Consider the following 13,068-nt stretch of genomic DNA (forward strand, 5'->3'; position numbering starts at 1 on the left):
CCATAAGATTCTTTCTAATGATGGTTTGGTTGCTTTTCATTATAGGTCTTATGGGACTTTTTTTCTACAACAAAATAGGCTCCATAATATCTATAGGGGATTTACCCACTACAGAAATTATAGAGCCTTTAATGCTAAGGTATAAACTACAGCTTGCCCTGTAACTTTTGCTGTAATTAGAGATTTCATTGGTCATCTTTGTATCTTTACGACTAAACCTAGCTAGGATTTTTTGGATAATAAGTCTATCAGTGTATGATTGAGGCTTGAGCTTTTTGCTGTTTGTGCAGAAAGGATTGCTAAAAGATAGGAGTTAATAGTGTTTAGGAAAATAAAAAAAGCTCTCTGGTAAAACCAGAAAGCCTGAGAGGCATCTCCATGTGAGAAATCGGTTCACACAATTTCTCAAGGTCCGCTCCTGCGTTATGACCTCCTTTGCTCAATAGTAGCTCTCGCTACATATCGACTCATCGCATTGTCTATTCTACTATAAGATCCATAAAATGTCAATAAAAAAAGTTCCTATACCAAGGAACTGTTAAACAATGCTAATTGCCGGGATCGAACCGGCGACCTCATCCTTACCATGGATGCGCTCTGCCTACTGAGCTAAATCAGCTTACTTAAAAAGTATACTATAGTTTCAAATCTTTGTCAATAAAATATTTTATTTAAAAGTAATCAGCTGTCAGTCAAACTAAAATGGCTTAAGAGAATATCCCTCAGCCATTTTATTCTAACCTAATTGATTTTGTTTTTTTTCTGGATTCCAGATAAAACTTGCGATAAAGCTAAAGATGATGGTAATAATCGCAACTAAGACAGCAAGAATCAGTGCTGGTATGCGAATAAACCACCACAAAGGATTTGGTTTTTTGTTATTGTGCCATTGTTTTGTTTCCTGATCTAGACGTTGGAATTCTGATTGGATACGTTCAGCAACCATCTCAATTCCTTCATCATTCATCTTCTTAATGTCCGAGATATCGATAGGATTTCCGAAGTTCATATCGACACGTTCACGACTGATGAGTCCTTTTAAGGTCATTGGGCCAGTGTAAGTAACTGGCATGATGCGAACCTTGGCCATTTTAGCAATCAGAGCTACGCCACCTTTGACATCGTTAGAATGACGACTACCGCTTGGAAACATGATGAGAGATCGGTCGCTCTTTCTAAGAACGTTGGTAGGGTATTTGATAGCCGAAGCGCTAGGATTCTCCCGATCAATAGGAAAGGCACCACACATACGAATCCACCAACCAAAGATTCGATTAGAGAACAGTTCCTTTTTAGCCATAAAGACAAATTGCTTTGGTTTGGTCGCAAATGCCATGTAGACAGGATCCCACCAAGTACGATGGGGAGCAACTAGGATATAGTTTTCATCTTGACTCGGAATTTTATCCGTATTATGATAATGAGCATTACCGTTGATAGACCAGAGAATCAACATAACCAGCCCACGAAGATAAGTATAAAACATGGTATCTCCTTCAATTTTCTTTCTTTTATTATACCTTATCATACTAGGACAAGCAAATGTTTTTTTGTTTAGGCGGAATTGCTCTTCATATGAAATTAGAATTATTTTTAAAAAAATGATATGATAGAACTTATGGATAAAAATAAAATTATAGGCTTAAGCCAATCAGAAGTTAATGAACGTCAGAAACAGGGACAGGTCAATGATTTCAAAGCATCAGCTAGTACCAGTACTTGGCAGATTGTAAAACGAAATGTCTTTACTCTCTTCAATGCTTTAAACTTTGCTATTGCATTAGCGCTCGCTTTTGTTCAAGCCTGGAGCAACCTGGTTTTCTTTGCGGTTATCTGTTTTAATGCTTTTTCAGGAATTGTAACCGAGCTACGTGCCAAGCATATGGTTGATAAACTCAATCTCTTAAATAAAGAAAAGATTACGACTATTCGTGATGGACAAGAGATTGCTTTAGACCCTGAAGAGCTTGTTTTGGATGATGTGATTCGCTTGTCTGCAGGGGATCAAATTCCAAGTGATGCGATTGTATTAGAAGGCTTTGCAGAAGTCAATGAAGCCATGTTAACGGGCGAGAGCGACTTGGTGCAAAAAGAAGTAGAAGACTTAATGTTGTCAGGTAGTTTTCTTGCCAGTGGTTCTGTCCTCGCTCAAGTTCATCATGTAGGAGCAGATAACTATGCAGCCAAACTCATGCTTGAAGCTAAGACCGTTAAACCAATCAATTCCCGTATCATGAAATCGCTAGATCAGTTAGCTGGCTTTACTGGGAAAATCATCATTCCTTTTGGTATTGCTCTTTTGCTTGAAGCTTTGGTCTTGAAAGGTTTACCACTGAAGTCTTCTGTAGTGAATTCATCTACAGCTCTTCTGGGAATGTTACCTAAGGGAATCGCGCTCTTGACTATCACCTCTCTCTTAACCGCTGTTATCAAGCTTGGTTTGAAGAAGGTCTTGGTGCAGGAGATGTACTCTGTTGAAACCCTTGCGCGCGTGGATATGCTCTGCTTGGATAAGACAGGTACCATCACCCAAGGGAAGATGCAGGTTGAGACTGTCCTTCCTCTTACTCAAGTTTATGATCAAAATGCTATTGCTGACATACTAACTAGCTATATGGCAAACAGTGAGGATAAAAATCCAACTGCCCAAGCTATTCGAAAGCGTTTTGCGGGAGAGGTAGCTTATCCGATGATTTCTAGTCTTCCATTTTCAAGCGATCGTAAATGGGGAGCAATGGAGTTGGAAGGTCTCGGAACTGTTTTCCTAGGTGCACCTGAGATGTTGTTGAATGCTGAAGTTCCTGAGGCTAGAGAAGCTCTTGAACGAGGATCTCGTGTCTTAGTTCTGGCCCTCAGTCAAGAAAAACTTGATCACCACAAGCCACAAAAGCCATCTGATATTCAAGCCTTGGCTTTGCTTGAAATTCTAGATCCAATCCGAGAAGGGGCAGCTGAAACTCTAGACTATCTTCGTTCTCAGGAAGTGGGCTTGAAAATTATTTCTGGTGATAATCCAGTTACTGTTTCAAGTATTGCTCAAAAAGCTGGTTTTGCAGATTATCATAGCTATGTAGATTGTTCAAAGATTAACGATGAAGAGTTGGTTGCCATGGCTGAGGAAACAGCGATTTTTGGACGTGTCTCTCCTCATCAAAAGAAACTGATCATCCAAACGTTGAAAAAAGCAGGTCATACGACTGCCATGACAGGAGACGGTGTCAATGATATCCTAGCTCTTCGTGAGGCAGACTGTTCCATCGTTATGGCTGAAGGAGATCCAGCAACTCGTCAGATTGCAAATCTGGTTCTCTTGAACTCAGACTTTAATGATGTTCCTGAGATTCTCTTTGAAGGTCGTCGTGTGGTTAATAATATTGCCCACATCGCTCCAATTTTCTTGATTAAGACAATCTATTCATTTTTATTGGCAATCATCTGTATTGCGAGTGCATTGTTGGGACGTAGTGAATGGATTCTGATTTTCCCATTTATTCCGATTCAGATTACCATGATTGACCAGTTTGTGGAAGGATTCCCACCGTTCGTATTGACCTTTGAGCGAAATATTAAACCAGTCGAACAAAACTTCCTCAGAAAATCCATGCTCCGTGCACTACCAAGTGCCTTGATGGTAGTTTTTAGTGTTCTCTTTGTTAAAATTTTTGGAACCAGTCAAGGCTGGTCAGCCATTGAAATTTCGACTCTTCTGTATTATCTACTAGCGTCGATTGGTTTCATGTCTGTAGTTAGAGCTTGCTTGCCATTTAGTCTGTGGCGTATTCTCTTGATTATTTGGTCGGTTGGTGGCTTCCTTGGAACAGCTCTATTCCCAAGAATCCAAAAACTACTTGAAATTTCAACACTGACAGGACAAACATTACCTGTCTATGGCATCATGATGCTGATCTTTACTGTGATTTTCATCCTGACAAGTCGTTATCAAGCTAGAAGATAAAGAAAGGCTGCAATCCTTGATTGTGGTCTTTTTGGGTGCAGGATTGCTAGACAAAATATGGTATAATAAAGAAAAATAGACTTTTGGAAAGTGAGAGAAAATGATTTCGAAGAGATTAGAAACGGTAGCTTTTTTTGTTCCCCAAGGAGCCGTTTTGCTAGATGTAGGAAGCGATCATGCTTATTTACCGATTGAGCTAGTTGAAAAAGGTCACATTGAGCGTGCCATTGCAGGAGAGGTAGTAGAAGGTCCCTATCAATCTGCAGTCAAAAATGTTGAAAGTCATGGTTTGACTGAGAAAATTCAGGTTCGCCTAGCAAATGGTTTGGTTGCTTTTGAAGAGGCTGACCAGGTCTCTGTTATCACTATTGCTGGAATGGGTGGCCGTTTGATTGCTACGATATTAGAAGACGGATTAGACAAACTTGCTACTGTTGAGCGTTTGATTCTTCAACCCAATAATCGAGAAGATGAGTTGCGTTCTTGGTTACAAGAACACGGTTTTCAAATCATAGCAGAAAGTATTCTAGAAGAAGCTGGGAAATTCTACGAGATCATAGTTGTAGAAGCTGGTAAAATGAATCTATCAGCAACTTATGTCCGCTTTGGCCCCTTTTTGTCCAAAGAAGTCAGTCCAGTCTTCATCCAAAAATGGCAAAAAGAAGCTGCTAAGCTTGAGTTTGCCCTTAGTCAAATTCCAGAAAAAAATCAAGAAGAACGTCAGGTTCTAGCAGATAAAATTCAAGCCATTAAGGAGGTGCTCCATGAAAGCAAGTGAAGTGATTAAGCGTTATGAAGCCTATTGCCCACAAGAATTTTCTATGGAAGGTGATAGTCGTGGACTGCAAATTGGAACCCTAGACAAGGAAATTCAAAAGGTCATGGTTGCTCTTGATATCCGTGAAGAGACAGTCGCTGAAGCTATTGAAAAGGGAGTAGATTTGATTATCGTTAAGCACGCCCCCATCTTTCGTCCGATCAAGGATTTGGTAGCTAGTCGTCCTCAAAATCAGATTTACATCAATCTCATCAAGCACGATATTGCCGTCTACGTCAGTCATACTAATATCGATATTGTTGAAAATGGTCTTAATGATTGGTTCTGCCAACTATTGGGTATTGAGGATACAACTTATCTGCAGGAAACAGGTCTCGAACGTGGGATTGGCCGTATTGGAGCTATTAGATCTCAAACATTTAAGGAATTTGCTGACCATGTTAAGGAAGTCTTTGGTCTAGATAGCCTTCGTATGGTGTATTATCAAGAGAAGGATTTGCAAAAGACAATCTCAAGAGTGGCTATCTGTGGTGGAAGTGGTCAATCATTCTATCCTGATGCTTTAGCAAAAGGAGCAGATATTTATATCACTGGTGATATTTATTATCATACTGCCCAAGATATGCTGTCAGATGATTTATTAGCTTTGGATCCAGGGCACTATATCGAAGTGCTTTTTGTGGAAAGAATTGCAGCGCTCTTGAATGAATGGAAGGAAGAGAATGCTTGGTCGCTAGAAGTAGTCGCAAGTCAGGCTTCTACCAATCCATTCCATCATATCTAGTTAGAAGGTAAAATCAATGAAAAAAGTTGCCATTGTAGGAGCAGGAATTGTAGGGGCAACAGCTGCCTACTATCTCTCTAAGGAAGCAGATGTCGAAGTAACTGTCTTTGATCATGGGTACGGACAAGCGACCAAGGCAGCGGCAGGAATCATCAGTCCTTGGTTCTCTAAACGACGCAATAAGGCCTGGTACAAGATGGCTCGCCTAGGAGCAGACTTTTATGTAGATTTATTAGCTGATTTAGAAAATAATGGTCAAAAGATTGATTTCTACCAGCGCTCAGGAGTCTTCCTTCTCAAAAAGGATGATTCCAAACTAGAGGAACTCTATCAACTTGCCTTGCAACGTAGAGATGAATCTCCCTTAATTGGCGAATTAGCCATTTTGGACCAAGCTGCTGCAAGCAGCCTATTCCCTGGTCTAAAGGGATTTGAGAGATTGCTCTATGCTTCAGGAGGAGCTCGAGTAGATGGGCAACTCCTAGTGAGTCGTTTACTGGATGCCAGTCAGGTTAAGGTCGTAAAGAAAGAGGTTAGTCTAACTCCTTTATTATCAGGCTATCAGATAGACAATCAAATGTTTGATCAAGTAATTTTATCTACGGGAGCTTGGCTTGGACACATTTTGGAGCCTTTAGGCTATGAGGTGGATGTTCGTCCTCAAAAAGGTCAACTTAGAGATTATCAGGTTGATTTAGACATGGCAAGCTATCCTGTTGTCATGCCGGAAGGTGAGTGGGATTTGATACCATTTCCTGGAGGCAAGTTATCTCTAGGAGCTACCCATGAGAATGACATGGGATTTGATCTTACAGTCGATAAAAATTTGCTCCAACAAATGGCTGAGGCGGCGAGTCCATTTTATCCGAGTTTAAAGCATGCAATTTTATCTGGTGAACGTGTGGGGATTCGTGCTTATACAAGTGACTTCTCTCCATTCTTTGGACAAGTACCAGCCTTGTCAGGAGTTTATACAGCAAGTGGACTAGGATCTTCTGGATTAACAACTGGTCCCATTATCGGTTATCATCTAGCCCAAATGCTTCAGGGGAGAAGTGGTGTATTAGATCCAGCAGATTATCCGACTGAAAGATATATTAAAAAGAAACAATAGTAAAACTTTTACCTAGTTTTTACGATAGTCTTAGGAAAGTAAATGACTTTCCCTATCAAAAATGGTAAAATGAAAAAAATAATCCAAGAATTGAGGAAGTAAAATGCAAGAAAAGATTTTGGTAACAGGTGGAGCAGGTTTTATCGGAACTCACACTGTCATTGAGTTAATCCAAGCAGGTCACCAAGTTGTTGTTGTCGATAATTTGGTAAACAGTAGTCGTAAAAGTCTTGAAGTAGTCGAAAGAATCACAGGAGTTGAGATTCCTTTTTATGAAGCTGATATCCGCGATACAGATACACTTCGTGATATTTTCAAACATGAAGAACCAACAGGTGTGATTCATTTTGCTGGTTTGAAGGCTGTAGGGGAATCTACACGTATCCCACTTGCCTACTATGATAACAATATCGCAGGAACTGTCAGTCTCTTGAAAGTTATGGAAGAGACAAACTGTAAGAATATCATCTTCAGCTCTTCAGCAACAGTTTACGGAGATCCTCATACTGTTCCAATCCTAGAAAACTTCCCACTTTCAGCTACTAACCCATATGGCCGTACCAAACTAATGCTTGAAGAAATCTTGACAGATATCTATAAAGCTGATTCAGAATGGAACGTTGTTTTACTTCGTTACTTCAACCCAATCGGAGCGCATAAGAGCGGAGACCTAGGAGAAAATCCAAACGGTATTCCAAATAACCTTCTACCATATGTTACACAAGTCGCAGTTGGTAAGTTGGAACAAGTTCAGGTCTTTGGAGATGACTACGATACAGAAGATGGAACAGGTGTACGTGACTATATCCACGTCGTTGACTTAGCCAAAGGGCACGTTGCAGCACTTAAGAAACTTCAAAAGGGTTCAGGTCTAAACATATACAACCTTGGTACAGGGAAAGGCTATTCTGTCCTTGAAATTATCCAAAATATGGAAAAAGCAGTCGGACGTCCTATTCCATACCGTATTGTTGAACGTCGCCCGGGTGATATCGCAGCCTGCTACTCAGATCCAGCAAAAGCTAAGGAAGAGCTAGGATGGGAAGCAGAACTTGGTATTACAGAAATGTGTGAAGACGCATGGCGTTGGCAAAGCAAGCATCCAAATGGATTTGAAGACTAAGATGATGATTTCAATCATAGTTCCATGTTTAAACGAAGAGGAAGTACTTCCTCTTTTTTATCAAACTCTTGAAGACCTGATTCCAGATTTGGGAACAGAAAGCGAATACATTTTTGTAGATGATGGTTCGACTGATAAGACTTTGGACCTTTTAAAGGTTTATCGAGAGAAAAATCCTGCAGTACATTATATCTCTTTCTCGCGAAATTTTGGGAAGGAAGCAGCCTTATATGCAGGTTTACAACAAGCTAGAGGAGATTTGGTGGTAGTTATGGATGCAGACCTTCAGGATCCACCAAGCCTCTTGCTTGAGATGAAGGAACTACTAGATCAGAATCCAGACTTGGACTGCGTTGGAACACGCAGAACCAGTCGAGAAGGTGAGCCCTTTTTACGTAGTTACTGCGCCGATCTTTTTTATCGTTTGATGCAAAAAATTAGCCCAGTAGCCCTTCCATCGGGTGTCCGTGATTTTCGGATGATGAGAAGATCAGTTGTGGATGCAGTGTTAGAATTGACAGAATACAATCGCTTTTCCAAAGGACTCTTTGCCTGGGTTGGTTTCCATACTCACTATTTAGAATACCCTAATGTTGAAAGGCAGGCAGGTAAGACTAGTTGGAGTTTTAGACAACTCTTTTTCTACTCTATCGAAGGGATTGTGAATTTTTCAGATTTCCCTTTAATATTAGCTTTTGTTGCTGGTCTTTCGTCGTGTTTTCTGGCTTTGGTGATGACCTTGTTTGTAGTTGTTCGTACTCTTATACTTGGCAATCCAACTTCTGGTTGGACCTCTCTGATGGCTGTCATTCTATTTCTTGGTGGTGTCCAATTATTGACCATTGGTATTCTGGGAAAATATGTCAGTAAAATTTATATGGAAACGAAAAAAAGACCCCTCTATCTGATAAAAGAACAGAGTGAGTCAAGATAAGATTTGCTAAAAATAAGTCCTTCAAAAGACTATAATTTTCTGGAAAAATATGCTAAACTAGAGAAAGTGGGATTTGAACATCAAAACACCACTGATGACAAATTAATATTTGATGAGCGCGCGAGTAGGACACTGTTTCACAGCCTCTAGCAGCTCTTCACTAGCTGGGATGTCTCTCTCTAGTAGATTAGGATCATCATAGAAACGCACAATACCATTATCATGGTAATCAAATAAATCAGAATAGGTTTGGCATAGCCCACAGGCAATGCATCGTTCAGGTATAAGTGTGATTTTCATATTTATATTGTAATAAGAAATTAGAAAAAAAACAAGGAGTAAGGTATGGAAAAGGAACCATGGCAAGAAGATATTTACGACATCGAGGAAAGTCGTTCGGAACGCAGAAGCAGAGGAAATAAGGGAACAGGAGTGGTAGCCAACCGTATTCTAACCATTTTGGCTTGTATTTTCTTTGTTATCGTTGTCGGTATGATTGCTGTTTTAATCTACCTGTCATCTGGTGGAAGTGATCGTACAGCAGCCTTGAAAGATTTTCATGATTCTTCTGCGCCTAAGGTAGAGGAAGTTTCTTCAACATCATCAAGTAGTTCGGTTGAAGCATCAAGTTCTGAAGCAGGATCAACTTCTTCAAGTAGTTCAGAGGAACATACAAATGCTGAGGGAACCATTACTGTCCTTGCAGGTGAAGGTGAAGCAGCTATTGCAGCTAGAGCAGGCATTTCTATTGCCCAGCTTGAAGCCTTGAACCCTGGTCATATGTCTTCAGGAACTTGGTTTGCAAATCCTGGTGATGTCCTTAAGACAAGATAGGAGTGACGATGAAAACAATTCAGATTGCTATTGATGGACCAGCATCCAGTGGTAAAAGTACAGTAGCTAAGATTATCGCTAAGGACTTTGGATATACCTACTTGGATACAGGTGCCATGTATCGTGCTGCGACTTACATCGCTTTAAACAATCAGGTAAGCCCAGAAGAGTCTTCTCGACTTCTTGAATTATTGGAACAATATCCAATTAGCTTTGGTCGTGCTGAAACAGGAGAACAGCTTGTTTTTGTTGGAGATGTTGATGTGACAAATCCAATCCGTGAAAATGAAGTAACCAATGCTGTATCTGCTTTTGCAGCCATTCCAGCTATTCGTGAAAAATTGGTAGCCCTTCAACAAGAAATTGCCCAACAAGGCGGCATCGTTATGGATGGTCGAGATATTGGTACAGTGGTCTTGCCTAAGGCTGAATTGAAGATTTTTCTTGTTGCTTCAGTGGATGAACGTGCGGAAAGACGTTATAAGGAAAATCTTTCAAAAGGGATCGAAACAGATTTGGAAACTTTGAAAGAAGAGATTGCTGCGCGTGATTATAAGGATAGTCATCGTGAAACTTCTCCTCTTAAACAGGCTGATGATGCAATCTATTTGGACACAACAGGGATAAGTATTTTAGAAGTTGTCGAAAAAATTAAATCAGAAGCAGTCAAACATTTTTAATTGAAATTTTTAACCGATTGACCACGATAGTGGTGAGTCGGTTTTTTAGCAATTTGTCAAATTTTTAATTTTAAGGTATAATAGTCTTTGTTAACGAAAATTTGATAATCAAACCATCATGAAAATAGAAGGAGATAAAATGAACAATCTACCAAATTGCCCAAAATGTAATTCAGAATATGTCTATGAAGACGGAGCCTTGCTAGTCTGCCCAGAGTGTGCCTACGAATGGAATCCTGCTGAGCAAACAGAACTTGAAGAAGGTGTTATTGCTATTGATGCAAATGGGAACAAGCTAGCTGATGGAGATACAGTTACCTTGATTAAGGACCTTAAGGTAAAAGGTGCTCCAAAAGACCTTAAGCAAGGGACACGTGTTAAAAACATCCGTATTGTTGAAGGTGACCACAACATCGATTGTAAGATTGATGGATTTGGTGCTATGAAATTAAAATCAGAATTTGTTAAAAAGATCTAATCATGACTGCTTGGAATAAAATAATTTTTTTCAGTCGGGCTTTTATGTTTTTAGCAGCATTTACAGGTATTTATCTGGAAATTACCAAGCACGGTGGTTTCGGAATGTTGCTCTACTATACAGTACTTTCCAACCTCTTGGTGATGATTTTTACGGGTTATCTGTTATGGAAGATGCGACGTGAGGGTGACCATTGGCAAAGTTCAAGTCTTTTGCGACTCAAGGGTGGTGTTACCATGAGTATCATGATTACCTGTGTCATCTATCATTTCATGTTGGCTCCCTTGACAAAAGATTTTTACCGTTTGGAAAATTTCCTTTGCCATTATATCGTGCCCCTCTGGTTTCTAGTTGATACCATCATTTTTGATAAGAGTCGTCAATATAAGTGGTTTGATCCTATTGTATGGACGGTTTTACCACTGCTCTATATGGGATTTGCAATCTTAAACGGCTTTGTTCTAAAGATGGACGTTCCTAACGCTAAGGATAGTCCCTTCCCTTATTTCTTCTTGAATGCCAATAAATATGGTTGGGGATTTGTCTTTAGATGGGCAGCCATTATCTTTGTTGCCTACATGGTTTCAGGATATCTGTTTTATCTTGTTAAAAACATTAAAAAATCTAAGAAATAAGGAGGTTGGGACAAAAGATCCCGACCTCACTTTTTATTAGCAATTAAACTTTGACGCGGTAGCTGATTGAACTTTTTGTTCGTCTTTTAGACTCCCAAAAGCTCCTAATCATCCTCGCGGGGCTGGGACTACGAAATCGAGACTTTGTCTATCGATTTCTGTCCCACCGCCTTTTTTGATGATGGAGATAATTGTACCCGGACAGTTTAAGTTTTTTTATCTTGTTCTTGAGTCATTTCTACCTTACAATAAAACTGTAGCTACCAATACAACTATTGAGGAAGAGAAAATGACTGAAAATCGTTATGAATTAAATAAAAATTTGGCACAGATGCTTAAAGGTGGCGTCATCATGGATGTTCAAAACCCTGAACAAGCAAGAATTGCTGAGGCTGCAGGTGCAGCAGCAGTTATGGCCTTGGAACGAATCCCGGCTGATATTCGTGCAGCGGGTGGTGTATCTCGTATGAGTGATCCAAAGATGATTAAGGAAATCCAAGAAGCTGTCAGCATTCCAGTTATGGCTAAGGTTCGAATTGGGCATTTTGTTGAAGCCCAGATTTTAGAAGCTATCGAAATTGACTATATCGATGAGAGCGAAGTTCTATCTCCAGCTGACGATCGTTTCCATGTGGACAAGAAAGAATTTCAAGTTCCTTTTGTTTGTGGTGCTAAAGACCTAGGAGAAGCCTTGCGTCGTATCGCTGAAGGAGCTTCTATGATCCGTACAAAAGGGGAACCTGGAACAGGAGACATCGTTCAGGCAGTCCGCCATATGCGTATGATGAATCAAGAAATCCGTCGCATTCAAAATCTACGTGAAGATGAACTCTATGTCGCAGCAAAAGAACTCCAAGTACCTGTAGAATTAGTTCAATACGTCCAGGAACATGGGAAATTACCAGTTGTTAACTTTGCAGCTGGAGGCGTTGCAACACCAGCGGACGCTGCTCTTATGATGCAGCTAGGTGCAGAAGGTGTCTTTGTTGGATCTGGAATTTTCAAATCAGGTGATCCTGTTAAACGTGCAGCAGCAATTGTCAAGGCAGTTACAAACTATCAAAATCCTCAAATTTTAGCTCAAATCTCAGAAGATTTGGGAGAAGCCATGGTTGGTATCAATGAGAATGAAATTCAAATTCTCATGGCGGAGCGAGGAAAATAGATGAAAATCGGAATCTTGGCCTTGCAAGGTGCCTTTGTAGAACACGAGAAAATGCTTGCTCAACTAGGAGTTGAAAGTATTGAATTGCGAAATCTTGAAGATTTTCAACAACATCAGAGTGACTTGTCAGGTTTGATTTTACCTGGCGGTGAGTCGACAGCTATGGGAAAACTCCTACGTGATCAGAATATGCTACTCTCTCTAAGAGAAGCTATTTTCAATGGCTTACCAGTTTTTGGAACCTGTGCCGGTTTGATTTTGCTAGCGAGACAAATCGCTTCTCAAGAGGAAAGTCATCTGGCGACTATGGATATAGTAGTAGAGCGTAATGCCTATGGGCGTCAGCTAGGAAGTTTTTATACTGAGGCAGACTGTAAGGGTGTTGGCAAAATTCCCATGACCTTTATCCGTGGACCTATTATTAGTGAAGTTGGTAAGGGTGTTGATGTTCTGGCAGTAGTGAATCATCAAATCGTTGCTGCTCAAGAAAAGAATATGCTAGTGACCTCCTTTCATCCGGAATTGACAAATGATCTTCGCTTGCATCAATACTTTATCAACATGTGCAAATAAAATAGGTCGGGATTT

The 13,068-nt window shown here is 40.1% G+C and carries 14 protein-coding genes and 1 tRNA gene; 12 read left to right on the plus strand and 3 right to left on the minus strand.

Going from position 1 to position 13,068, the window contains the following annotated elements:
- Positions 1-546: 546 nt before the first annotated feature.
- Positions 547-619, minus strand: a tRNA-Thr gene (locus tag QM877_RS09400).
- Between the two features lie 117 nt (positions 620-736).
- On the minus strand, positions 737-1,486 hold the full coding sequence (locus tag QM877_RS09405) for a lysophospholipid acyltransferase family protein (protein ID WP_414318249.1): 750 nt from the start codon (positions 1,484-1,486) through the stop codon (positions 737-739).
- Positions 1,487-1,618: 132 nt separating this feature from the next.
- On the opposite strand from QM877_RS09405, the gene QM877_RS09410 reads away from it, so the two are divergent.
- From QM877_RS09410 to QM877_RS09435, 6 genes are all read left to right on the plus strand, one after another.
- Entirely contained in the window at positions 1,619-3,955 is a 2,337-nt protein-coding gene (locus tag QM877_RS09410; RefSeq protein WP_414318250.1) for a cation-translocating P-type ATPase, read from the plus strand.
- Positions 3,956-4,055: 100 nt separating this feature from the next.
- Positions 4,056-4,733, plus strand: a complete 678-nt coding sequence (locus QM877_RS09415) for a tRNA (adenine(22)-N(1))-methyltransferase (RefSeq protein WP_414318251.1) — start codon at positions 4,056-4,058, stop codon at positions 4,731-4,733.
- Entirely contained in the window at positions 4,720-5,517 is a 798-nt protein-coding gene (locus QM877_RS09420) for a Nif3-like dinuclear metal center hexameric protein (protein WP_414318252.1), read from the plus strand. Before QM877_RS09415 ends, QM877_RS09420 begins: the two co-directional genes overlap by 14 nt.
- 16 nt (positions 5,518-5,533) lie before the next feature.
- Positions 5,534-6,631, plus strand: a complete 1,098-nt coding sequence (locus tag QM877_RS09425) for an NAD(P)/FAD-dependent oxidoreductase (RefSeq protein WP_414318253.1) — start codon at positions 5,534-5,536, stop codon at positions 6,629-6,631.
- A 103-nt stretch (positions 6,632-6,734) separates the two neighbouring features.
- Entirely contained in the window at positions 6,735-7,754 is a 1,020-nt protein-coding gene (galE, locus tag QM877_RS09430) for a UDP-glucose 4-epimerase GalE (protein WP_414318254.1), read from the plus strand.
- Positions 7,738-8,688, plus strand: coding sequence for a glycosyltransferase family 2 protein (locus QM877_RS09435; RefSeq protein ID WP_414318255.1), 951 nt, complete (start codon positions 7,738-7,740; stop codon positions 8,686-8,688). Before galE ends, QM877_RS09435 begins: the two co-directional genes overlap by 17 nt.
- 102 nt (positions 8,689-8,790) lie before the next feature.
- On the opposite strand, the gene QM877_RS09440 is transcribed toward QM877_RS09435, so the two are convergent.
- A complete protein-coding gene (locus tag QM877_RS09440; protein WP_414318256.1) occupies positions 8,791-8,988 on the minus strand; it encodes a ferredoxin in 198 nt (65 codons plus the stop codon).
- A 45-nt stretch (positions 8,989-9,033) separates the two neighbouring features.
- Here QM877_RS09440 and QM877_RS09445 point away from each other — a divergent pair, with 45 nt between their 5' ends.
- The 6 genes from QM877_RS09445 (at position 9,034) to pdxT (ending at position 13,053) form a co-directional block, all read left to right on the plus strand.
- Entirely contained in the window at positions 9,034-9,522 is a 489-nt protein-coding gene (locus QM877_RS09445) for an SAG1386/EF1546 family surface-associated protein (protein WP_075231789.1), read from the plus strand.
- An 8-nt stretch (positions 9,523-9,530) separates the two neighbouring features.
- Complete coding sequence (cmk, locus tag QM877_RS09450) at positions 9,531-10,202, plus strand: (d)CMP kinase (RefSeq protein ID WP_414318257.1); 672 nt, start codon at positions 9,531-9,533, stop codon at positions 10,200-10,202.
- Between the two features lie 139 nt (positions 10,203-10,341).
- Entirely contained in the window at positions 10,342-10,680 is a 339-nt protein-coding gene (locus QM877_RS09455) for a zinc ribbon domain-containing protein YjdM (protein ID WP_414318258.1), read from the plus strand.
- Positions 10,681-10,682: 2 nt separating this feature from the next.
- On the plus strand, positions 10,683-11,315 hold the full coding sequence (locus QM877_RS09460) for a Pr6Pr family membrane protein (protein ID WP_414318259.1): 633 nt from the start codon (positions 10,683-10,685) through the stop codon (positions 11,313-11,315).
- Positions 11,316-11,604: 289 nt separating this feature from the next.
- On the plus strand, positions 11,605-12,480 hold the full coding sequence (pdxS, locus tag QM877_RS09465) for a pyridoxal 5'-phosphate synthase lyase subunit PdxS (RefSeq protein ID WP_414294361.1): 876 nt from the start codon (positions 11,605-11,607) through the stop codon (positions 12,478-12,480).
- Positions 12,481-13,053 (plus strand): pyridoxal 5'-phosphate synthase glutaminase subunit PdxT, encoded by a 573-nt coding sequence (gene pdxT, locus QM877_RS09470; RefSeq protein ID WP_414318260.1) that lies wholly within the window; start codon positions 12,481-12,483, stop codon positions 13,051-13,053. It begins immediately after the preceding gene.
- Positions 13,054-13,068 lie beyond the last annotated feature (15 nt).

The sequence above is a fragment of the Streptococcus infantis genome (genome assembly GCF_047463655.1).
Classification (GTDB): Bacteria; Bacillota; Bacilli; order Lactobacillales; family Streptococcaceae; genus Streptococcus; species Streptococcus infantis_Z.